The following is a 22,765-nucleotide window of genomic DNA, read 5'->3' as shown; positions in this document are numbered from 1 at the left end:
CGGTCAGCCGGATAGCGGGATCACGCCGGGACTCGACCGGGTCGCCCCGCCGATCGCGGCGCGCACCCCCGTCAGGGACGGCGCGGTGACCGGCAGCCCGGCCCGGACCCGCAGGGCGAGATGGGCCAGGGCGGCGGGCGCGAGGGCCTCCCCGTCCAGACCGGCCTCGTCGATCGGCCGCACCTCGAGGCCGGAGCCGCGCGCCAGTCGATCGGACAGCCCCGCCGCGCCGCGACCCGGCCCGGCGAGCCAGAGCGTCCGGGGCGCCGCCGGCAGGTATTCGAGGGCGTCGAGCAGCGCCTCGGCGCAGAGCGCGGTGCGCGGCGCGCCCCCGACCGCCGCCTCGGCCGCGCGGTCCCAGCGGCGCGGCGGCATGCGGTAGAAGAACCCGGTGCCGAGCGGGCCGCTCGCATCCCCGTCCGTCAGGGGGCCGGCCGGTCCGGGTCCGGCATCGAAGGCCATAAGAGCCGCGGAATCGTCCTCCGCGCCCGGATCGACCCAGGTGAGGGTCGCGGCGCGGTCCAGCTCGATCAGCGCGGCCGGTCCCGGCAGACCGAGGAATCGCGCGACCGCGAGAAGCCCGAAGCCGCCGATCGGCCCGCCCTGCCCGCCGAACTCCAGATCGGCGGCGCGCAGGTTCCAGATGACCGGGATCTCCAGCACCTCCGCCACGATCTGCCCGTTGCCGGCGACGGGCTGCGGATCCCCCAGGTCGGGTCCCTCGAAGGTCGCGAGGTCGAGGGGCCCGAGCTCGGCCAGCGCCTCGGCGCAGATCTCCTCGACCATCGGCTCGCTCCGGTCGGGATCGCGCAGGGCGGCCGCCTCCGCCGCCGTGACCATGCGCCCGGCCACGGGGCCGATCCCGGTGATCGCGGTGCCGTCCCCCTCGACCCAGGTGGCGTGCACGGCGCCGAGCGTGGACGATACATGCGCCGCCCCGCAGCGGACCGGCCCCGCGCTGCGCCCATGATGCCGTGCCATGCCCCGCCCGTCTTTCAGCCCCCGGCCCGCGCGGGCGGTTTTCCCCGCCGCGCGCCCGGTCTATAGACTGCGCCGACCACAAAGGCGGGCGCAAGAGCATGACCTACCACCCCAAGTCCGAATTCCTGACCGAGATCATCGCGCGCGGCTTCCTCGCCGACTGCACGGATCTGCAGGCCCTCGACGACGCGCTGAAGGCCGGGACGGTCACCGCCTATATCGGCTACGACGCCACCGCGCAGTCGCTGCATGTGGGGCACCTGCTGAACATCATGCTACTGCGCTGGTTCCAGAAGGCGGGGCACCGGCCGATCACCCTGATGGGGGGCGGCACGACGAAGGTGGGCGATCCCAGCTTCCGCGCCGACGAGCGCCCGCTTCTGGGGCCCGAGCAGATCGACGCCAATATCGCCGGGATGGGCCGGGTCTTCGCCCGCTACCTCGATTACGGGGCGGGCGAGCCGGGCCCGGACAGCGACGCTGCAGCGCGGAACGCCCCGGCCTCAAGCAGCGAAGCGGCAGGCCAGGACAAAACCGCCCTCATGCTCAACAATGCCGAATGGCTGGACGGGCTGAACTACCTCGACTTCCTGCGCGACATCGGCCGGCATTTCAGCGTGAACCGGATGCTGTCCTTCGAGAGCGTGAAGTCCCGCCTCGACCGCGAGCAGTCGCTGAGCTTCCTCGAGTTCAACTACATGATCCTGCAGGCCTACGACTTCCTCGAGCTGAACCGCCGCCACGGCTGCCTGCTGCAGATGGGCGGGTCGGACCAGTGGGGCAACATCGTCAACGGGATCGACCTGACCCGCCGGGTGATCGACCGCGAGATCTACGGCCTGACGACGCCGCTGCTGACGACCTCGGACGGGCGCAAGATGGGCAAGAGCCAGGGCGGCGCGATCTGGCTGAACGGCGACATGCTGTCGCCCTACGAGTTCTGGCAGTTCTGGCGCAACACGACCGACGCCGATACCGGGCGGTTCCTCAAGCTCTATACCGAGCTGCCGGTCGGGGAATGCGACCGGCTCGGCGCGCTCGGCGGGTCCGAGATCAACGAGGCCAAGGTGATCCTCGCCAACGAGGTGACCGCGCTGCTGCACGGGGAAGAGGCCGCGCGGGCGGCCGAGGCGACGGCGCGCGAGGTGTTCGAGAAGGGCGGGATCGGGGACGACCTGCCCACGCTGACCCTCAGCGCAGGCGAAGTGGGGAGCGGCATCTCGATCGTGCAGCTGATCGTGCGCTCGGGCCTCGCCGCCTCGGGCAAGGAGGCCAAGCGCCTGATCGCCGACAACGGCGCCCGGATCGACGACGAGCCGGTGACCGATGGCGGGCTGATGATCGACGCCGCGCGCCTCGCCGCGCCGGTGAAGCTCTCGGCCGGAAGGAAGCGGCACGCCCTGGTGCAGCTGGGCTGATCCGCGATGACCGTCCTGCAGGTCGCCGCCGCGCTCCTCGTGCTCGCGGCGGCGTTCGGGGCGGTCAATCACCACTTCCTGCGCCTGCCCTCGGCGATCGGGGTGCTGGTCGTGGCGCTGCTCGCCTCTGTCGTGGTGGTTCTGGTCGACCTCGCCGCGCCCGGCATCGGGATCGAGGCGGCGGTGCGCGGCGCGGTCCTCGACATCGAGTTCTCGGACACGCTGCTCGAGGGGATGCTGGGGCTGCTGCTCTTTGCCGGGGCGCTGCACGTCTCGATCGACGACCTGCGCTCGGAATGGGCGGTGATCCTACTGATGGCGACGATCGGGGTCGGGATCTCGACCCTCGTCGTCGGGGTGGGCTTCTCGTGGCTGACGGGGATGCCGCTGCTCGCCGCGCTGGTCTTCGGCGCGCTGATCTCGCCCACCGACCCGGTGGCGGTGATGGGCGTGCTGCGCGGCGCCGGCCTGTCCAGTAGGCTGGCGACCAGGATCGCGGGCGAGAGCCTGTTCAACGACGGCGTCGGCTACGTGGTCTGGCTGATCCTCGTCGCGCTCGCCTTTCCGGGCGGCGGGGGCGAGGTGCAGGCCGAGGGGGTTCGGGGCGCGGCCCGCCTCTTCATGCAGGAGGCGCTGGGCGGGGCGGCGCTGGGGCTGGTCCTGGGCTGGCTGACCTTCCGCATCATGCGGCGGATCGACGATTACGCGCTCGAGGTGCTGATCACCCTCGCCCTCGCCTTCGGCGGCTACGAGCTGGCGGTGGCGCTGCATGTCTCGGGTCCGATCATGGCGGTCTGCGCCGGGGTGCTGATCGGCGACGTGGGCGCGCGCTTCGGGATGAGCGACACGACCCGGACCTATGTCGAGGGCTTCTGGAAGCTGGTGGACGAGATCCTGAACGCGGTCCTCTTCGTGATGATCGGGATCGAGGTCTTCGCCGTCACCTTCGAGGCGCAGTTCCTGCTGGCGGGCGCGGCCTCCGTCGGGCTGGCGCTGGCGGCACGGCTGGCGGCGGTCCTCGTGCCGCTGACGCTGCTGCGCCCCTTCCGCGATTTCGAGGGCGGCACGCTGCGGATCATGACCTGGGGGGGGCTGAAGGGCGGGATCTCGGTCGCGCTGGCCCTCGCCCTGCCCGAGAGCGACTGGACCCCGCTCATCGTGACCTGCACCTATGTCGTGGTCGTCTTCTCGATCGTCGTGCAGGGGCTGAGCATCGGGCGGCTGGCGGCGGGGCTGGCCCGGCGCGGCGCGGCCGATCCTCAGGACAGCCAGGCGAGCAGCTGAAGCGCCGCCCCGCCCGGCAGCGCGAGGGCGAGCGCCAGCAGCGCCGCGCCGAGCGGGGTGAGGCGGGGGGCGGGGTGGTCGCGGGGCCGCATGGCCCCCGTTTACGGGATCGCAGGTTATCGGCCGGTTGATGCGGGGGATGGAGAATCCCCTGCCCCAGCATCCCCTCTGGGCCGACGCCCTGGCCCGGGCCGGGCTGCGATCCGGCTGGCGGGACGGCGTGCTGGTGCAGCGGCGCGGCCCGCTCGCCGCCGCGATCCGCGCGCCGGCGCGGGACGCCGGCTGGTGGCGCCGCCACGGCCCCCTCCTCGTCGAGCCGGAGGGAGATGGCGCGCCGCTGCGCGCGGCGGGCTACGGGCAGGTGATGACGGGGGCGACGCTCGCCCTCCTCGCCCTCGGCCCGCCGGGCGATGCGCTGCCCCGCGCGTCGGGCAAGTGGCGCAACCGCGCGGTGGCGGGGGCACGCGCCGCGCCCGCCCCGCAGGTCGCGCCGCTGCCGCCCGATCCCGGCCACTGGCTGCTGCGCCAGGAGGCGGCGCAGAGACGCGCCCGCCGCTACCGGGGCCTGCCGCACGCCCTGATCCTCGCCCTCGCGGCCGGCCCCGCGCCGCCCCTGCTCTTCCGGCTGGGCGGCCGCGCGCCCCTGGCCGGGATGCTCTTCCTCCGCCACGGCGATGCCGCGACCTACCTGCTCGGCTGGTGCGGCGCGGCGGGGCGCGCGGTCAGCGGCCACCACGTCCTGCTCGCCGCCGCCGCCCGCCATTTCGCGGCGGAGGGCGCCACGCATCTCGATCTCGGCACGATCGACACGGGACGCGCGCCCGGCCTCGCCCGGTTCAAGCTCGGCGCCGGCGCCGCGCCCCGCCGCCTCGGCGGCTCGTGGCTGCGGCTGCGGCCCTGACCGCCGGACACGCGGCCCGCCGCGGCGCCCCTCCCGCCGCAGGGCGCCCATGGGGGCGCGGCCCGCCTCCCCTGCGCCTCGTCCGCCCCGCGCGCGCCCCGTGCCGCCGCATCCGCTTTCGGGGCGCCGGCGCCGCCCCCGACCCGCACCGGCCGCGAACCCGAGCGGGCCCGCCTCTTATCTTGCCCCGAAATACTCCGGGGGAGCGCGCGGAGCGCGCGGGGGCGGAGCCCCCGTCCTCCCCCATCGCCGATCCCGCCGCCCCTTCCCCCCGGCCGCCGCCGGGCCTACACGCCCGTTCATGACCGACCGCTTCTCCTTCGCGCTCCACGCCACCGACGGCGCCGCCCGGACCGGGCTCATCTCCACCCCGAGGGGCGGGATCCGCACGCCCGCCTTCATGCCCGTCGGCACCGCCGCGACGGTCAAGGCGATGCTGCCCGGCTCGGTGCGGCAGACCGGGGCCGACATCCTGCTCGGCAACACCTATCACCTGATGCTGCGGCCGGGGGCCGAGCGGGTGGCGCGTCTCGGCGGGCTGCACCGCTTCATGAACTGGGACCGGCCGATCCTCACCGATTCGGGCGGCTTCCAGGTGATGAGCCTCGCCTCCCTGCGCAAGCTGACGGAGGAGGGCGTGACCTTCGCCAGCCATATCGACGGCAGCAAGCACATGCTGAGCCCCGAGACCTCGATGGAGATCCAGCGCCTGCTCGGCTCGGACATCGTGATGGCCTTCGACGAATGCCCCGCCCTGCCGGCGGACCGGGCCCGGATCGAGGAGAGCATGCGCCTGTCGATGCGCTGGGCGCAGCGCAGCCGCGACGCCTTCGGCGACCGGCCGGGCCACGCGCTCTTCGGCATCCAGCAGGGCGGGCTGGAACCGGACCTGCGGGAGGAGAGCGCCGAGGCGTTGACGGGCATCGGCTTCGACGGCTACGCGATCGGCGGCCTCGCCGTCGGCGAGGGGCAGGAGGCGATGTTCGCCTGCCTGGACCACGCGCCGGGCGCGCTGCCCGTGGACAAGCCGCGCTACCTGATGGGCGTGGGCAAGCCCGACGACATCGTCGGCGCGGTGAAGCGCGGCGTCGACATGATGGATTGCGTGCTGCCCTCGCGGTCCGGCCGGACCGGGCAGGCCTGGACCCGCCGCGGCCAGGTCAACCTGCGCAACGCCCGCCACGCCGACGATCCGCGCCCGCTCGACGCGGCCTGCACCTGCCCGGCCTGCACGGGCTATTCCCGGGCCTACCTGCACCACGTCGTGCGTGCCGGCGAGATGATCGCGGGCATGCTGCTGACCTGGCACAACCTGCACTACTACCAGGAGCTGATGGGCGGGATGCGGGACGCCATCGCGGCGGGGCGGTTCGCCGCGTGGGAGGCCGGATTCCACGCGGCCCGGGCCGAGGGCGACATCGAGCGGCTCTGAGCCGTCCGCCTCCAGAAAGGACGGAACCGCACCCGGCATGCGGGCGCCGCCGCCACGGAGCGCCAGGACCCGCCCCGCAAGCCCCGGTACCAGCGGCCGCCGATCCGGGAGGCGGGGGATCCCCGCGACGTGCGGGGCGGGGATGCGGGGGTCGCCGAGGCCGGGGAACAGGCCGGTCGTGGTCAGACCCCGATGCGACCACCCCTAGGCCGCCCCCGGCCGATCACTCGCCGGCGAGGCGCATCTCGCCCTTCCGCGAGCGGGGAAGGGAGAGGGTGAAGCGGCTGCCGGCCCCCAGCTCGCTCTCGACGCCGATCGCCCCGCCCTGAAGTCCGGCGAGGTCGCGCGCGATCGCCAGGCCCAGGCCGGTGCCGCCGGCCCGTCGCACCGACGACGAATCCACCTGGTAGAACGGCTTGAAGATGGACTCGAGTTCCGAGGCGGCGATGCCGGGTCCGCTGTCGGTCACGGCGATCTCGACGACATTGTCCCGGGGGAGGACCGAGACGCGCACCGACCCGGCCTCGGTGAACTTGACCGCATTGCCGATGAGGTTGAGCAGGATCTGATGGGTCCGCTTGGGATCGGCCATCACCCGGGCCTCGGCCGCGTCGACCTCGAGCGTGATGCCCTTGCCCTCGGCGCGCCCCCTGCATTGCTCGACCGCCGCGTCGACGAGGCCTGAGACCTCGCAGATCTCGGGCTCCACCGTGAGCTTCCCGGCCTCGACCTTGCCGAAATCGAGCATCTCCTCGACCAGGTACAGCAGATGATCGGCCGATTTCCGGATCGTCTCCATGGTCCGGCGGATCGACCCTTCGCGCGACTCGACGGCTTCCCTCAAGGCGGCCGGATCGTCCGGCGCCTCGTCCATGACCGAGGCGAGCCTGCGGGAGTCCGGCATCGCGCCGGGCGTGCCGACGAGCCGGGCATAGCCGTTGATGACGGTGAGCGGCGTGCGCAGTTCATGGCTGAGGACGTTCAGGAACTCGGTCTTCGCACGGTTTGCCGCCTCGGCCGCGGCCTGCGCTTCCTTCAGCTCGGTCACGTCGACACGGATGCTCACGAGGACGCCGTCCTCTGCCCGCTGTTCGCTGATCCGCACCCAGCGTCCGTTGGAGAGGCGCTGATCGAACTCTCCGGCCGGATGCGCATGGAGCGCGAGGCGCTCCTCCAGCCATTCGTCCTCGCGGCCGACGGCATCGGGGTACTGGCCGTTCCTCAGGCCCGCGCGAAGAATGTCCTCGAACCGCGCGCCGCGGCGGATGGCGCCGCGGCATCTGTCGTACATCTGGGTATAGGCCGCGTTGTAGGCGAGCAGCCGCCCCCCGGCATCGAACATGGCGAAACCGCCGTTGATCGCCTCGACGGCCCGCAGGAGCTGCAGTTCCGCCTTGTCCCAGTTCCGCATGATGATCTGGAGGATCCAGATCGCCGCGATGGCCAGCAGCGCGAGGGCCGCTATCGCGACGTTGTGCGGATGGGTGAGGGCGTTCTGCGGCCACCCCCCTGCCGGGGCGGCGAAGAAGCTCCAGTTTCCGCCGACGAAGTCGAAGCCGAGCTCGACCGGATCCTGCGAGGCTGCGACGCCCGCATCGCCGAACAGCACGTGCAAGGCCCCGTCGCGCGGCCCCTGGGAGGTCACCGCCACCAGGAGCCCGGAGGGAACGACATCGCCGATCGCCGAGGCGATCGCGGCCGAATGGTCGAAGACGACCGAGGCCACCCCCCAGAGGCGTTCCTCGCCCGCTGCGTCGATCGTCGTGACCGGGTAACGCCCGATCGAGCCGATACCGCCCTGCACCAGCTCGACCGGACCGTCGACCACGACCTTTCCGGTCCTGATCGCCCTCGCGACCCCCGCAAGCTGATCCGGGTAGTCCCGCAGATCGAAGCCCAGGATCGTCCTGTTGGGCTCGTAGGGATAGGCGAGCGAGAGCCGCAGATCCCGTGCCGCGGCGAGGTTCAGGATCGACGGGTTGTCCCTCACGATCGTCTCGGCGACGATCTCGTACTCCGCCTGCGTCATGTCGGGATCGAGCCGAAGGGCGGTCCCCAGCTGCAGCAGCGACGAGACCACCGCGTCGATCTCGGCTTCGACCCTCTCGCGCAGCTCGACGGTTTCCAGCGTGACCGTCAGCCGCAGATCGTTGATCCGGTCGGCATGCAGGGTCTGCGACAACTTCAGCGCGCTCGCGGCGATGGCCAATGTCAGAAGGACGGCCAGGACCGAGCCGACCGTCGATTCCACCACGCGCTTGCGCAACATCGGTATCGGCACTCTCGCCTCTCGCGCTGAACGCCCCAGTCAGGCCGGTACAGTAGACATCATGCGAGGCTGTCGCGAAACCGGCGCCATTGTGGCGATCACTAGGCGGGCGGCCGCCTTCGCGGTCCGAGGCGGCGGCTGGCCGGCCCAGCCGAGCCGAGCCGCAGCGCCGGCCGGGTGCGGCCGGATCATTGCCAGGCAGTCACGGCCGGCGCCGCCGCCGCCGCCCCCTGCCCGGCAGCAGCGCATTCCGCCCCGGGCGACAGTCCTGCCTTGCGCGACCGGCGGCATCCCGGCCTGGCTGCAATTGGCGGATCGTCGCCCCCCCCCCCCCCCGGGCTGCGCGGGCTCCCGCGATCCGGCATCGCCTGTCAGGTCTTCGCCCCGTTTCGGACGATCCCGGCGCGCGCAGCCCCGGTAAGGCGGGCGCTCGCGATCGGGGACGGGAACATCTGCGCCGGGTTCCGGTTCCGGGCGAGGCGTCGGCCGAAGGCAGCCGGTGCCGGAACCGGGCGCTGGGACAAATCGAATGGATCCGGACGATTCCGTGAGGATCGGATATTTGGTGCATGACCTGTCGGACCAGGCCGTGGGGCGGCGCGTCGCGATGTTCCGGGAGGGCGGAGCGACGGTCGCGCTTGTCGGCTTCGTCCGCGAAGGGCGACGTCCACCGCCCTGTCCCGATCTGCCCGAGGGGCCCCTCGTGCTGGGGACGACACGGGATGCGCGGCTGATCGCGCGCGCCGCGTCCGTCGTCCTGGCGCGGCTATCCACGGTGCATGTCCTGGCCCGACGGCTGATGGGCGCGGAGGTGCTGGTCGCCCGCAATCTCGAGATGCTCGCCATCGCCGTGCCCGTGGCGCGGCGTATCGGCCGAAAGGGCGGCAGGTCTCCCCGCATCGTCTACGAGTGCCTCGACCTCCATCGGCTCCTGACGACGCGGTCGGTGGCGGGTCGCGCGCTGCAGTCGCTCGAGCGTTCGCTCGCGCGCCATGCGGACCTCGTCCTGACCAGCGCCCCGGCCTTCGTCGTCCGTCACCTCGGCGGGCTGTGTGCGGCCCCTGCACTCGTCGTCGAGAACAAGGTCGCGCTCCGGCCGGGCCGGCCGCCGGCGCCGCCGACGCCGCCGACCGAGCCGGGGCCGCCCTTCAGGATCGGCTGGTTCGGGAACCTTCGCTGCCGCCGGTCCTTCGACCTCCTGGCCGACCTCGCGCGCGGCATGAACGGCCGGGTCGAGGTCGTGCTTCGCGGGCGGCCGTCGCCCGCCGTCTTTCCCGATTTCGACGCGCGCCTCGCGGCCAGCCCGTTCATGACGTTCGGCGGCCCCTATGACGGCTCTCGCGACCTCGCCGATCTCTATGGCGGGGTCCATTTCGCGTGGTGCATCGACTTCTACGAGGAGGGGCACAACTCGGCCTGGCTGCTGCCGAACCGGCTCTACGAGAGCGGGCATCACGCCACGATCCCGATCGCGCTGGCGGGCACCGAGACGGGCCGGTTCCTCGACCGGAACGATGTCGGGCTCGTCCTGCCCGATGTCGAGGGCGACCGGCTGGAGGCGGTCTTCGCCGGGCTGTCGCCGGAGCGCTACGGCAGGCTCGTCGCGGATCTGACCTCGGCGCCCCGGCACCTGTGGACCAGCTCTCCGGACGAGTCGGCGGCGCTGGTGCGCGCCGTTTCCGGGCGATCCGGCCCGGATCGTCCGCCGAAGCCGCGCCCCCGGCCGGGTGGCCCGGCATGAGGATCGTTCTCGCAAGCGCCCATCCGTACCTGCCTCAGATCGTCGGCGGCGCGCAGCGCAGCACGCACGACCTCGCCACCGATCTTGGGATCCGGGGCCATCGCGTGTCGATCCTCGCCGGGCTCACGGGGGCGGGCTGGACGGGGATGTCGGGACGGGTGCGGCTGAAGCTGGGAGGCGGGCAACTGGTCCGCGACGACCGGCTCGGCTACCCGGTCCATCGCGGCTGGTTTCCGCCCGGAGCCGTGGCCGAGCTGGTCGCCCGCGAAGCGCCCGACGTGGCGCTCGTGCAGTCGGGGCAACCGGTGCCGCTGGCCCGCGGTTTCCTGGCGGCCGGGGTCCCGGTCGTCCTCTACCTCAGGAACGTGGAAGCGGAGGATTTCGGAGGCGATGCGTCGGAGCTCGGCCCCGTCCATACCATCGCCAATTCCGCCTTCACCGCCGACTGGTATGCCCGAAACCACGGCCTCGCGGCGACCGTGATCCACCCGACCTTCCGGCCGGAGGCCTATCGCACGCGGACCAGCCGGCAGGTCGTGACCTTCATCAATCCCCATCCGCTGAAGGGACTCCACACCGCGATCGGGATCGCGCGCGCCTGCCCGGACATCCCGTTCCTGTTCGTCGACGGCTGGGGTCTGGACCCCGCCGAGCACGAGCGGCGGGACGCGGCCCTGGCGGGCCTGCCGAACGTGACGCTGGTGCCGAGGACGAACGACATGCGCGACGTCTACGGCCGGACGGCGATCCTGCTCGTGCCGAGTCTCTGGCAGGAGGCGTTCGGCCGCGTCGCGGCGGAGGCCCAGTTCAGCGGCATCCCGGTCCTCGCGTCCCGGTGCGGCGGCCTGCCGGAGGCCGTCGGCCCCGGCGGCCTCCTCGTCGATCCCGACGCCCCGCCGGACGTCTGGGTGGCGGCGCTGAGAGCGATCTGGGACGACGCCGCCCGCTATGGCTCCCTTTCGGCCGCGGCGGAGCGGCACGCCGCGCGGCCGGCGCTGGACCGAACGGTGCAGATGGACGCGGTCGCGGCCGTCCTTGAGGCCGCGGTGGCCGCCCATCGACGCGGCGGCCGGGAACAACGGGGGCCCGGTCCGGTTTCGGACGGCTTTCCGACGGCAGCGGTACCAGGAGAGGGGGCACCATGATGTTCCGTGCGATCGGCACACCCACCGAACGAGGTCGGGCCGCCGTGCGGGGTCTCGACCTGGCCGCCCGCAAGGCGGCGCGACGCGCCATCGGGACCGCAGTGGACATCGGGGCGCCGCCCGGATGGTTCGGCTACCGCCATGTCGTGGCCGAGGATCCTGCCGCCTATGCGCGACGGAGACAGGCGGCCGGCGGGGCCGTCGAGACGATCCACGACACCGCCCGTGCCAGCAACCCGCTGCCGGTCACGGTCGCGGAGCGGAACCGGCTGCCCGATACCCGGCACTGGTGGGGCTATTCGATGCGGGATGTGCCCAGCCGGACGAGCGGTCCGACCCTGATCGTCACCCTGCCCGACGCCCGCATCGTGTCCTACAGGAATCCGCGGGGCGAATTCTATCCGGCGATTCTCGGCGCGGGGCGCCGCGCCCTCGACACCCGGGAGGTGAAGTTCCGCAACGGCCATGCCGAAGTCCTTCGCCAGGCGATCGCGGACCGCACCGAACCCGTGCGGCTGCGCCGGGCGACCTGGATCCTCGAGAGGGTCTGCGACAACCATTCGCACTGGCTGACGGCGCACCTTCCCAAGCTGCAGCTGCTGCGCGAGACCGGCCGGCTCGAGGGGGTCCTGCTGCCGCAGGACCTGACCCCGGCGCAGGACGCATCGATCCGGCTCCTGGGGATCGACCCCGACCCGCTGCCGCGCCACGATCCGTCCCGCCCCCTCGACGTCGACGAGCTGACCCTTCTCGTCACCGACCGGTTCCGGCCGGAACTGCTGCGGCCTGTCCGGGACGCGATCGCGCCGGCGGATGCATCGCAGCCGTTCCGCCGCATCTTCATCACCCGTGCGCGGGCGCGATTCCGCCGGTTGCGGAACGAGGCCGAGATCGGCGAACTGCTCGACCGATACGGCTTCGAGACGGTCGCGCTCGAGGATCTGGGATTCCGCGATCAGGTCGCGCTGATGAGGCAGGCCCGGGTCGTCCTGGCCCCGCACGGGGCGGGCCTGACCAATGTCATGTTCTGCCGCGAGGGAACCCACGTGGCCGAGATCGCCTCTCCCGACTTTCCGAATCCCAATTTCTACGCGCTGTCGGCGGCGATGGGGCATCGCTACCATCTGGTGCCGGCGCGAAGCCGGGGGAGCGGGCCACCGCTCGAGCGCGACCTTCACGTCGACCCCGCGACCCTGAAGGACACTCTCGAGGGGATCGAGGCGGCCCTGGCCCGCGAAGCCCGCGCGGAAGGCTGATCCATGCGTGTCTCCGTCATCATACCGGTGCGCGATGGGGGCCCCTACCTCGCCCCGGCGATCCGATCGGCGCTGAACCAGACATCTCCGCCGGCCGAGGTGATCGTCGTCGACAACGGATCGACGGACGGCAGCGCCGAGGTGGCGGCCGGCTTCGGCCCGGCGGTCCACCTCGTGCGATGCGCGCGGCGCGGCGCGCCCGCGGCCCGCAACCTCGGCGCGGAAGAGGCCACGGGCGACGCCCTGATGTTCCTCGACGCCGACGATCTTCTCGGACCGTCGGCGCTCGCCGCCATGACCCGGGCGCTCGCGCCGCGACGCGCTGCCATCGCCGCCTGCCCCTGGCGCCGCTACGTGAAGGAGGGAGAGGCGTGGATCCCGGCCCCTGCCTCCACCCCGCCGCGGCGGCCCGACCAGGACGATCTCGCCGCCTGGATCACCGGCTGGTACCACCCGCCCTGCTCGGTCCTGTGGTCGCGTGACGCGTTCGAGCTGACGGGCGGCTGGAACGAGGCGCTGGCCGTCAACCAGGACGGCGAGCTGATGATGCGGGCGCTGGCCTCAGGCACGCCGCTCGTCCGCAGCCGGGAGGGACTCGCCTATTATCGCCGCCTGCCGGGGGACGCCGTCTCGCTCAGCGGGATGTCCCGCACGCCGCGGGGCCTCGCCGCCCGCCTGTCGGTCCTGGAGGGCATCGAAGGGCGTCTGGCCGGCGAGGACAAGTTGGGCCGCTATCGCGCCGCCCTTGCGGAAGGTTTCGCGTCCATCGCGCAGGAGAGTGCCGGGGTCGATCCGGGAACTGCCGAAGCCGCCGGCCGGGGAGTGTCGCGGAACGGGGGCTTCGGGAGGGCGCGCCGGCTGCACCGGACGGCCGCCCGCGCGGCCGGGCGGCGGCGCGAACGTTCCCGTATTCCGATCGGACCGGCGGCCCCCGTTCCCGACCGGGAACCGGGCGACCAGCCGGACCCGCTGGTCAGCGTCATCCTTCCGACCTTCCAGCGCGCGGGACCCGTCCGGACCGCCATCAGGTCGGTGCTGGACCAGACCTACCCCCGTCTCGAGCTGCTGGTGATCGACGACGGCTCGACCGACGGGACGGACGAGACGGTCGCCGGGTTCGACGATCCGCGCCTGCGCTACATCCGCCTCGCCGGCAATCGCGGCGTCGCGGCGGCGCGCAATCGCGGGCTGTCCGAGGCACGGGGCGCCCTTCTGGCCTTTCTCGATTCCGATGACGAGTGGATGCCGGAAAAGACCGCCCGACAGGTCGCGCTGATGGGCCGGCGCCCGTCGCGGGTCGGACTGTGCCATACCGGGTTGCGGCTCCGAACCAGCGGCGAGACCTGGTCGCCCTCGCTCCGCGGCGACGTCCTCCCCGAGATCCTGGCGGGGAACGTCGTCCATTTCGGGACCTCTTCGGTGATGATCCGGCGCGAGGTGGCTGACGCGGTCGGCGGGTTCGACGAGACGCTTCCCGCGAACGAGGACCATGACTACTGGGCGCGGATCGGACGCTTCTACGACTTCGACGTCCTTCCGGAGCCCCTGATGATCTACGATGACGGACCGGGACAGGCGGAGACGGGCGAGCGGCGGTCCCGCAACTTCGCGGCGAACATGGCCGCGCGCGATCTCTTCGTCAGCCGACACGGGATCGAGGCGGCGCGCCTTGGGATGCGCTGGCGCTACCAGATGGACAGCGCACGGCGGCACCTCGACTGGGACGACGGCGATGCCCGCGCCGGGCGCTGGCTGCTGGCGAAGGCCGCGCGGGACCGGCCCGCCCATCCGGCGGCCTACGTCCTCCTGGCCCTGTCGGTCCTGCCGCGTCCGATCCGGGCCGGTCTGTCGCGGCGCCTGGGCCAGTTCTGGGGGCGGCTGCGTTCCGCGCGCGTGCATCCGGGTGCGTAGCGACGGGCCATTGTCGATCTGCGTCGTGGTCGATGCGTTCCCGAAGCTGTCCGAGACGTTCGTCCTCGATCAGGTCGAGGGGCTGCGCCGGCGGGGGCACAGGGTGGAGGTCCTCTGCAACCGGGTGACCGTCCCGGGTTGCGGAAGGCCGCATTGGGGACCGCTCTCGGGCCTGCGACCGCTCCTGTCGCGACTGCCTCTCCGCGCCGGCCATCGTTTCCGCCGGGCCCTTGACAGGCTCGACGGATCCTTCCTGTCGGAGTTCGACGTCGTGCTCGCGCATTTCGGATACGAAGGCGCGCGGATCGCCGACCTCGCCGCGCACAGGCCCGGTCTGCCGCCGCTCGTGACGATCTATCACGGACACGACGTCGCGACCGTTCACCACGACGGCGGCCTGTCGCTCTACGGCACCCTGTTCCGCGAGGGTGCCGCACATCTGCCGGTCAACGATCGGTTCCGGGGGATGCTGGTCGAGGCGGGCGCGCCCCGCGCACGCACGCGGGTCAACCACATGGGCATCGATCTGTCCCGCTTCCGGTTCGCGGCGCGTGACTGGACCGCGCGCCCGCTCCGGCTGCTGTCGGTCTGTCGCCTGACCGAGAAGAAGGGGATCGGCGACGCCATCGCCGCACTGGACATCCTGCAGAAGGAACTTCCCGATCTCGACTGGTCCTACGACATCGTCGGCGGGGGGGAACTGGCCGCCCGACTGAGGATGCAGGTCCGCGAATCGTCGGTGTCGCGGCGCATCACGTTCCACGGCCCCCTGCCCCATCGGGAGGTGCACCGCCTGTTGACCCGGTGCCATCTCTTCCTGTTGCCCAGCGTCGTCGCGGGGAACGGCGATGCCGAGGGCATCCCCGTGTCCCTGATGGAAGCGATGGCCACGGGTGCGGTCGCGGTCAGCACGTACCATTCCGGGATCCCGGAGCTGATGGAGAACGGCGTTTCGGGCCTTCTCGCGCCCGAACGCGATCCCCGGGCGCTCGCTTCGCTGCTTCGCGGAGTGGCGGCAGATCCCAAGGGACTGGCCCTGATGGCCCGTCGGGGGCGCGCGACGATCGAGACGGGGTTCGATGCGCAGCGCCAGCTCGATCTGCTCGAGGCGGAGCTGCGTCTTGCCTCGCGCAGGCCGGACCGGGCTGCGCCGTGCCTCGCGCGGGCCTGACCGGATCGCGGCGGCCGAAGGGATCGGCTCCGCAGGCTGACGGGAGCGTTCCGGCCGGCGAAACCCCCGGGCCCGGCCGCGCGATCACCCCGGATCCGGACCGCGCCCGCGCCTCGCAGGCGCAGGGGGCCGCGTCGTCGCCCCCGGGTCCGGATCCTGCCCGCTCGCATCGCCTCCGTAGCTCACGCGCTGGGGCAGCGACAGGGCCCCGGCCACCACACCCAGATGCAGGGCCGCCCGCAGGGCCCAGGCCGCCCGCCGGGCGCGCGACAGGGCGTGGAGCCCGGTCATCCCGCCGCAGGCCGTCGCCTTGGCCGCCGCGCCGGCGCCGAGGCGCAGGCGTTCGGCGCGTCCGCTCGCCCGGGCCGCATAGCTCTGCCCCATCCTGTAGCGGCGGCGGGCCAGCCAGCGGAAGCCGAGCCGATCGGGAGAGACGGGCTCGTGCACGTCCGCGTCGTCGGCGATCTCGAACCGCGCGCCGAGGCGGTGGAGCCGAAAGAAGAACTCGGTATCCTCGCCGCCGGTGCGGCCCCGCCCGACGTCGAAGCGCTCGCCGCTCCAGCGGGGATCGTCGCAGCGGAGAAGGACGTTGCCGGCGATCCCGGTCTCGACCACCCCGGCACGCCGGACCGGCCTGCTGGAATGAAGGTCGAGCTGCCGGATCCAGTCCGGCGTCCCGGGCGGATAGACCGAAAGGACGGGGCCGAAGACGGCGTCCGCGCCGGTCGCCGTCGCGCAGCGCCAGAGGGAGGAGAGCCAGTGGGGCGATGCGACCTCGTCATCGTCCAGGAACGCGACCCATCCGCTTTGCGCCTCGTCGAGAAGGGCGTTGCGGGCGGTCGAGATGTTGCCTCCGCCGGTCCGGAGGTAGCGGACGGGAATCTGCATGTCCCGGGCCGCGGTCAGCACCGGCACCCGGCCGGATCCCGTTCCGTCGTTGTCCATGACGACGACCCGCAGGCCGAGGCCGGCCGGCAGTCGCTGCGCGTCGACCGAACGCAGCGTTTCGGCGACCTGCGGTCTGCGGAATGTGCAGATCAGCACGTCGACCGTGACCGGAGGAAGGACGGGACCGGTCATCTGGTCTGCACCCCGACGCGCTGGCCGTGCCCCGTGATCGCCTCCTGCAGGAACCCGCTGCCCCAACCGAGATGGATCGCGCCCGTCGCGGGGCCGGCCCAGGCCCCCGACGGGTCGCGGAGCGCGGCGATAGCGGCGAGCGAGACGCCCGTCAGCGCCGCGGCATAGAATGCCGGGTAGAGCAGAGCGGCCGGCGCGAAGGGGGCGGCCGCGACGCTCGCCAGGAGGAGGAGGAGGTTGAGAACGGGCACCTGCTGGCGGAGACGCAGTCCCGCCCGATGCTTCAGCCATGTCCGGGCCCGGCCCCGCCCGTAACTGCGGTACTGTCTCCACAGCTGCGGCAGACCCCCGCGCATCGCGTAGTCGACGCGCAGATCCGCATCCAGCCAGATCCGGCCACCGGCGCGAGCGAGACGCAGATCGTATTCGGCGTCCTCGTTGTGCGAGAAGGTCGGATCGTAGCCGCCGAGGCGCCTGAACCAGTCCAGCCGGAAGCCGGCATGGTGTCCGTGATCGACCCAGCCCGAGCGGCGGCCGCCGCGATGGGCCGAGCCGCCGGATGCGAGACCCGTGTCGACAGCCCAGGCTGCGGCCCGCTGGAACCCGCTGCCGCCCCCTGCGTCGAGGACCGTGACCACCGACGCGGCCTCGGGGCGGGCGGCCAGCGCGCCGGCGATGCCGCGCAGATAGCCTGCCGGATACCGGGCATGGGCATCGCAGCGGACGAGCACGCCATCGCCCCTCATGGCCCCCATCAGGTCCACGGCCCGGTTGACCGCCGCGGATTGCAGACGGTCCGGATTGTCGATCAACCGCAGGTTCCGATAGCGCCGCTCCGCGAGGTCGGAAACGATGCGCCGTGTCGCGTCGCCGCTGCCGCCATCGGCGACGACGATGCGCGTCGCCTGGGCGAAGCCGTCGGCGTCGAGTAGAGAGTCGAGGCAGAGCTCGATCGTCTCCGCCTCGTCGAGCGTCGGGATCACGACCAGGACATCCGCCGGATCGAACGCCCGAGCCGGGGTGGAGGGGGGATCTGTCAGCACGATATCTGGCCCTGGGCAGTCCGCACGCGGGGCGTGCAGCGGTTCGTCCCCGAACAGGGGACGGGGCCGATTGATCCCGGCTGAGGATCAGTTTCCTGCCGGCCGCCCCGCGACCCGCGCCCGCATGCGCCCCATCGCCTCGCGCCCGAGACGCGCCACGAGATCGGCGGACACGGCGGGCGGACCGGCGAGGCAGCGCGCCGCCGCCAGCGGGTCGCGTCCCCTGACGGCGTCGATCATGCGCCGCCACGCCCATTCCTTCTGAACTTCGCGCAGGTGGGCCCTCAAGACCCGCCGCGCCTGCCCCGTCGCCTGCGGCATCGCCAGCAGCGCCCGGTCCTCCGCCGCGAGGGCGCCGTGGACTTCGGTGGGGTGCCGCCCGGAGAGCGAGCCCTCCCGGACGATCGCCACGTAGCCTGCCGGATCCGTCAGCACGAAGCGGGCGCCCAGCAGAAGCGCGCGCGTGTAGAGCGCGTAATCCTCGCCGAGCCGCAGATCCGGGTAACGCAGGCCATGCCGGTCGAGAAAGTCCTTTCGCATGAGCGGCTTGACGAAGCCCAGCTCCCTCCGCCCGCCGTGCCGCGAAGACAGATTGCCGGACACGAAGGACGCGGCGTCGAGCCTCACCCGGCCGATCGGAGCGTCCGAGAACAACCGGCATCGGGTCCGGCCGTCGCGATCGGCCTCCTCTTGCCGCCAGAGATCGTCGGCGACCATGTCCGCATCTTCGTCCGACGCGATGTCGAGAAGGCGCCGGATGCGCTCCGGCTCCATCATGTCGTCGGCGTCGAGCGGGGCGATCCATGCCGCCCGTGCGGCAGTCAGCGCCATGTTCCGGGCAGCGGCCGGTCCGCCGTTGCGCGGCATGCGCAGAAGGCGCAGCCGCCCGTCGGGCCCGGCCCGCCGCTCGGCGAGAGCGGCGGTCCCGTCCGAAGACGCGTCGTCGATCACGAGCACCTCGACGGCGACACCCTGCTGCGAGAGGGCACTGTCGATGGCACGGCCGAGCGTTGCCTCGGCGTTCCAGGCGGCGATCACGATGGTGACGTCCGGGTGGATCATGCCGCCTCGCTGCGCTCCATGCGACAGACTAGCCGGCCCGCGCCGACCGGCAAGGTGGCCTCACGACCGGTTCGTGGACCCCCCGCGCGATCCGGTCGTGCGATCCTGCGGCGCGACCCGCGCCTGCCGGCGGTCCGACCGGGCGTGGATGACCGCCACGATCAGGCTGAAGACCGCACCGCCGACCCACCAGCCGAGCAGCGCCTGCCAGACCGGACGGCCGAAGAGACCGGCCGCCACGGCGAGAACCAGGGCGAGGCCGTAGCCCCAGGCGATGGTCCGTATCGCGGATCGTTTCACGGTGATCGGTCTTCGCGTTTGTGGACGGCATCGGCTGCCGCCCGGCCCCGGGCACCAAATAGCCTACAACCGCCTGAATTGCAAAGGCTTCCGTTCCGGCATCCCCATCGCGCCCGCCCCGCGGCGGCCGGCCGAGGGCCTCTGCCTGGAACATTCCGTCCTCCCGGCGTTACGGGGTCGGACCTCGGGACAGGATGTTTTCCGTCATGACGCCGAAGAAGCCGACCGACCCGCCGGATGTGACGATCGTCATTCCGGTCTGGCGCGCCGCCGACTCCGTGGCGGCGGCCGTCGCCTCCGCGCTCGGTCAGGTCGGGGTCACGGTCGAGGTCCTGGTCGTGGACGACGCCTCGGAGGACGGCACCGCGGATGTCCTGCGTGACCTCGCCCGGCAGGACGCCCGGATCCGGATGGCCGGACTCGATGCGAATGGCGGCCCGGCCGCGGCCCGCAACCACGGGCTGGACCTGGCCCGGGGGACGTGGATCGCGATGCTCGACGCGGACGACACGATGACGCCCCCGCGGCTGCACCGGATGATCGGCCTCGGCCAGCGGACCGGCGCCGACATCGTGCTCGGGAACGTGGCCGACCTGCATCCGGGCGACGATCCGGCAGAGGCGCGACCGTTCCTGCGCGACCTCGCCGCGCCGGAACGCTGGACGGCGGAACGGTTCCTGGCCGGCAACCGGCGCGCCGCGGGAGAACGCTCGCTCGGCTACCTCAAGCCCGTTCTCCGCCGCGGCTTCGTCGAACGGACCGGGCTGCGATACGACCCCTCGCTGCGCAACGGCGAGGATTGCCACCTGATCCTTGAGGCCTTCGCGGCCGGCGCGGCGGTCTGGTACGCGCCAGCGGCCGACTACCTCTACCGGCGCCGCCCCGGATCGTTGTCCCATCGGTCCGATCCCGCGCATCTGGCCGCCCTTCTGCGCGCCGAGGCGGCGGTCGCGCCGCGTCTCGGCGGCGGAACCCGGATGCGCCGGTTGCTGCGATCGCGCCGGGCCTCCATCCGCAACGTGATGATTGCCGAGACGGCGATCGCGGCGCTGAAGGCGGGTCGGCCGGCAGAGGCGGCGGCGGCGATCCTGCTTCATCCTGCCGGGGCGCCGCGCCTCGCGATCCAGCTTGCCGAGGCGACGCTGAAGCGGGCAACGGGACGCCGCTCGCCTCTTCCCCCGGATGGGGCGCTGCGGACGGGGGGCCGCGAATGAGGGCGAACTTCCGGATGATCTTCGACCTCCTCGACCGGCGCGAAAGGACGAAAGCGATCGGTCTGACCGGTCTCGTCGTCCTGATGGGGCTGCTCGACGTCCTCGGCGTCGCGTCCGTCCTGCCGTTCCTGGGCGTCGTCGCCAATCCCGGCCTGATCGAGAGCAATGCCGCCCTCGCCTGGGCCCATTCGGCGACCGGCAGCCCGAGCGAACGCACCTTTCTGATCCTGCTCGGCCTCGGCGCCTTCCTCTTCGTCCTCTTCGCCGCGCTGTTCCGGGCGGGGACCTTCTACGCCCTCTCCTACTTCACCCGCATGTGCGTCCCGAGCCTGTCGATCCGGCTGATGGGGCATTACCTCGCCCAGCCATACGCCTGGTTCCTGAACCGGCACAGCGCCGACCTGGGCAAGTCCATCCTGTCCGAGGTCGGGAACGTGGTGAACGGACCGATCGAAGCGAGCGTGAGGCTGGTCGCGCATGGCGTGATGCTCACGACGCTGGTCCTGTTCCTTCTGGTGCTGCAACCCTATGCCGCGCTCGGCTCGGTGGTGCTGTTCGGCGGATCCTACGGCCTGATCTACCTCTTCGCGAGCGGCCCGCTCAGCCGGATGGGGACCCAGAGCATCGGATCGAACCGCGACCGGTTCCAGATCCTGCAGGAGGCGATGACGGGCATCAAGCAGGTCAAGCTGCGGGGGCTCGAGCGGGCCTATCTGGAGCGCTTCCGACTGCCGGCGGAGATCCAGGCGCGGAACCAGGCCGCGCTCTCTGTCATCTCCGAGCTGCCTCGCCAGCTGCTGGAAGTCATCGCCTTCGGGGGGATGATCCTCTTCGTCCTCTGGCTTCTTCTGACCCGGGAGGGGGGACTGGCGGGGATCGTGCCGATCCTCGGCGTCTACGCCTTTGCTGCCGCGCGGCTGTTCCCCACGATACAGCAGCTCTTCGCCGCGGTCTCGAGGATCCGCTTCGGCCAGCCTGCGCTGATCCAGCTTCATTCCGAACTGTCGGGGACGTCCACCCAGACGCCTGCCGGGGACGATGCAGGGCCGGCGATCCCGCTGCGCCGCTGCCTCGAACTCGACGAGGTGAGCTTCACCTTCGCCGGAGCGGCGCAGCCGGCCCTGAACCGGCTGACGCTGCGCATCGACGCGCGGACGACGGTGGGCATCGTCGGCACGACCGGGGCCGGCAAGACGACGACGGTGGACCTGATCCTCGGACTTCTCCATCCCGATTCCGGCACGCTGCGCGTCGACGGGCGCCCGGTGCTCCGCAATTCGATCCGGGACTGGCAGAAATCCGTGGGTTACGTGCCGCAGGAGATATTCCTCGTCGATGACACCATCGCTGCCAACATCGCCTTCGGCACGCCGTCCCGGGCGATCGACCGGGCGGCGGTCGAGACGGCCGCCCGGGTCGCCTCGCTGCACGATTTCGTCGAGAGCTCCCTGCCCGACGGCTACGATACCGTCATCGGCGAACGCGGCGCCCGTCTGTCCGGCGGCCAGCGCCAGAGGATCGGCATTGCCCGGGCCCTCTATACCGATCCGGACGTGCTGGTCTTCGACGAGGCGACAAGCGCGCTCGACAGCGTGACCGAGCGGGCGGTGATGGATGCGGTCCGGCGTCTCGGCCACCGCAAGACGGTGATCATGATCGCCCACCGCCTCAGCACCGTGCGCGATTGCGACAAGATCTTCCTGATGGAACAGGGCCGGGTGGTCGGCGAAGGGACCTACGGGGAGCTTCGCAGTCGCCACGAAGGGTTTCGCGCGATGGTCGGAGGTGACGCATGAGACGAAGAGCAATCCACATTCTTGCAGGACTCGTCCTCGCGGCAGGGGCGGCGGTCGCGCAGGATCCACCCGTGCTCGTCCAGTCCCGTGCCGCGGCGCCGGGCGAGTGGCTGGTCTCCGATTGGCCGGCGGGCCAGTCGGGCAGGATCGTCTGGTTGCCCGGGAACGTCCGGCTGTCGGACGGCGTGGTCGAGCTGGTGCTCGACCGGTCCCCCGCCGGCTCGGAACGCCCCTTCAGCGGCGGCGAGATCCAGTCCGGCACCGTCGCCGCCGAAGGAACGTGGCGGTGGCGGGCACAGGCACCGGAGATGAGCCCCGGCGCCGTGTTCGGCATGTTCCTCTACCGGGCCGACTACCAGCGGGATCCGTGGCGCGAATACGATTTCGAGTTCGTGGGCGCCGACACGACGCGGGTCCAGCTGAACGTCTACGCCGAGACCGCAGGCGGCGATGCGGTCAATCTCGGCCAGGCCAGGGGCGGTCCCGTCGTGGTCGAACTGGGGTTCGACGCGGCCGAGGGCATGCACGACTACGCCATCACGGTGACCGGACGGGAGGTGGTGTTCGCGGTCGACGGCAGGGAGGTGGGCCGCTTCGGCCCGGACGACATGCCGCAGGGCGCCTGGTCCCCCGGCAACCTTCGGGCCTTCGCTGACCTGTGGGCCGTCGCGGAGGCGCAGGAGGGCTGGGCCGGGCGCTGGGACTGGCCGGGACGGCCCCTCGTCGCGAGGATCGGCGCGGTGGAGGTTCCGGGGTGACGG

General features: G+C 72.2%; 18 protein-coding genes. 12 read left to right on the top strand and 6 right to left on the bottom strand.

The features are described 5' to 3' along the window. Window positions 1–3: 3 nt before the first annotated feature. Window positions 4–981, bottom strand: a complete 978-nt coding sequence (locus tag BUE30_RS00290; RefSeq protein WP_073325573.1) for an anhydro-N-acetylmuramic acid kinase — start codon at window positions 979–981, stop codon at window positions 4–6. A gap of 98 nt (window positions 982–1,079) precedes the next feature. Here BUE30_RS00290 and tyrS point away from each other — a divergent pair, with 98 nt between their 5' ends. The 4 genes from tyrS to tgt all read left to right on the top strand — a co-directional run bounded on the left by tyrS (window position 1,080) and on the right by tgt (window position 6,016). After that, window positions 1,080–2,399, top strand: coding sequence for a tyrosine--tRNA ligase (gene tyrS, locus BUE30_RS00285; protein ID WP_073325571.1), 1,320 nt, complete (start codon window positions 1,080–1,082; stop codon window positions 2,397–2,399). A 6-nt stretch (window positions 2,400–2,405) separates the two neighbouring features. Beyond that, on the top strand, window positions 2,406–3,683 hold the full coding sequence (locus BUE30_RS00280) for a cation:proton antiporter (protein WP_073325569.1): 1,278 nt from the start codon (window positions 2,406–2,408) through the stop codon (window positions 3,681–3,683). A gap of 139 nt (window positions 3,684–3,822) precedes the next feature. Continuing rightward, complete coding sequence (locus tag BUE30_RS00275; RefSeq protein ID WP_170865597.1) at window positions 3,823–4,584, top strand: GNAT family N-acetyltransferase; 762 nt, start codon at window positions 3,823–3,825, stop codon at window positions 4,582–4,584. A 301-nt stretch (window positions 4,585–4,885) separates the two neighbouring features. Further along, window positions 4,886–6,016 (top strand): tRNA guanosine(34) transglycosylase Tgt, encoded by a 1,131-nt coding sequence (gene tgt / locus BUE30_RS00270; protein ID WP_073325565.1) that lies wholly within the window; start codon window positions 4,886–4,888, stop codon window positions 6,014–6,016. Window positions 6,017–6,239: 223 nt separating this feature from the next. Here tgt and BUE30_RS00265 read toward each other — a convergent pair whose 3' ends face one another. Next, a complete protein-coding gene (locus BUE30_RS00265; RefSeq protein ID WP_073325563.1) occupies window positions 6,240–8,285 on the bottom strand; it encodes an ATP-binding protein in 2,046 nt (681 codons plus the stop codon). A gap of 547 nt (window positions 8,286–8,832) precedes the next feature. Here BUE30_RS00265 and BUE30_RS00260 point away from each other — a divergent pair. Genes BUE30_RS00260 through BUE30_RS00240 form a run of 5 tightly spaced genes read left to right on the top strand, consistent with a single transcriptional unit; the run spans window position 8,833 to window position 15,509 of the window. Next, a complete protein-coding gene (locus tag BUE30_RS00260; RefSeq protein WP_139300433.1) occupies window positions 8,833–10,026 on the top strand; it encodes a glycosyl transferase family 1 in 1,194 nt (397 codons plus the stop codon). Further along, on the top strand, window positions 10,023–11,171 hold the full coding sequence (locus tag BUE30_RS00255) for a glycosyltransferase (protein WP_073325558.1): 1,149 nt from the start codon (window positions 10,023–10,025) through the stop codon (window positions 11,169–11,171). The genes BUE30_RS00260 and BUE30_RS00255 overlap by 4 nt, the downstream gene beginning before the upstream one ends. A 44-nt stretch (window positions 11,172–11,215) precedes the next feature. After that, window positions 11,216–12,427, top strand: a complete 1,212-nt coding sequence (locus BUE30_RS00250) for a glycosyltransferase family 61 protein (RefSeq protein WP_170865596.1) — start codon at window positions 11,216–11,218, stop codon at window positions 12,425–12,427. A 3-nt stretch (window positions 12,428–12,430) separates the two neighbouring features. Next, the gene (locus tag BUE30_RS00245) at window positions 12,431–14,338 is read left to right on the top strand and encodes a glycosyltransferase family 2 protein (RefSeq protein WP_073325554.1); all 1,908 of its coding nucleotides are present in this window, start codon (window positions 12,431–12,433) and stop codon (window positions 14,336–14,338) included. A gap of 10 nt (window positions 14,339–14,348) precedes the next feature. Then, window positions 14,349–15,509, top strand: a complete 1,161-nt coding sequence (locus BUE30_RS00240; RefSeq protein WP_073325552.1) for a glycosyltransferase — start codon at window positions 14,349–14,351, stop codon at window positions 15,507–15,509. 84 nt (window positions 15,510–15,593) lie between these two features. On the opposite strand, the gene BUE30_RS00235 is transcribed toward BUE30_RS00240, so the two are convergent. The 4 genes from BUE30_RS00235 to BUE30_RS00220 all read right to left on the bottom strand — a co-directional run bounded on the left by BUE30_RS00235 (window position 15,594) and on the right by BUE30_RS00220 (window position 18,994). Beyond that, entirely contained in the window at window positions 15,594–16,589 is a 996-nt protein-coding gene (locus tag BUE30_RS00235) for a glycosyltransferase family 2 protein (RefSeq protein ID WP_073325550.1), read from the bottom strand. Further along, window positions 16,586–17,632 carry a glycosyltransferase family 2 protein gene (locus BUE30_RS00230; protein WP_244526240.1) on the bottom strand — a complete coding sequence of 349 codons (1,047 nt, stop codon included), beginning with the start codon at window positions 17,630–17,632 and terminating at the stop codon, window positions 16,586–16,588. The genes BUE30_RS00235 and BUE30_RS00230 overlap by 4 nt, the downstream gene beginning before the upstream one ends. 87 nt (window positions 17,633–17,719) lie before the next feature. Further along, entirely contained in the window at window positions 17,720–18,694 is a 975-nt protein-coding gene (locus tag BUE30_RS00225; RefSeq protein ID WP_073325546.1) for a glycosyltransferase family 2 protein, read from the bottom strand. A 60-nt stretch (window positions 18,695–18,754) separates the two neighbouring features. Then, complete coding sequence (locus BUE30_RS00220) at window positions 18,755–18,994, bottom strand: hypothetical protein (protein ID WP_073325544.1); 240 nt, start codon at window positions 18,992–18,994, stop codon at window positions 18,755–18,757. Window positions 18,995–19,200: 206 nt separating this feature from the next. Between BUE30_RS00220 and BUE30_RS00215 the strand changes: the two genes are divergently transcribed. Genes BUE30_RS00215 through BUE30_RS00205 form a run of 3 tightly spaced genes read left to right on the top strand, consistent with a single transcriptional unit; the run spans window position 19,201 to window position 22,762 of the window. Further along, window positions 19,201–20,208: a glycosyltransferase family 2 protein gene (locus BUE30_RS00215; RefSeq protein WP_073325542.1), complete on the top strand. Its 1,008-nt coding sequence runs from the start codon at window positions 19,201–19,203 to the stop codon at window positions 20,206–20,208. Continuing rightward, window positions 20,205–22,004: an ABC transporter ATP-binding protein gene (locus tag BUE30_RS00210; RefSeq protein ID WP_170865595.1), complete on the top strand. Its 1,800-nt coding sequence runs from the start codon at window positions 20,205–20,207 to the stop codon at window positions 22,002–22,004. Before BUE30_RS00215 ends, BUE30_RS00210 begins: the two co-directional genes overlap by 4 nt. Continuing rightward, entirely contained in the window at window positions 22,001–22,762 is a 762-nt protein-coding gene (locus BUE30_RS00205; RefSeq protein WP_083600943.1) for a family 16 glycosylhydrolase, read from the top strand. Before BUE30_RS00210 ends, BUE30_RS00205 begins: the two co-directional genes overlap by 4 nt. Window positions 22,763–22,765 lie beyond the last annotated feature (3 nt).

Source organism: Wenxinia saemankumensis (assembly GCF_900141735.1).
GTDB lineage: Bacteria > Pseudomonadota > Alphaproteobacteria > Rhodobacterales > Rhodobacteraceae > Wenxinia > Wenxinia saemankumensis.
The sequence above is the reverse complement of the archived record's forward strand: the minus strand, read 5'-3'. Positions and strand labels throughout refer to the sequence as shown.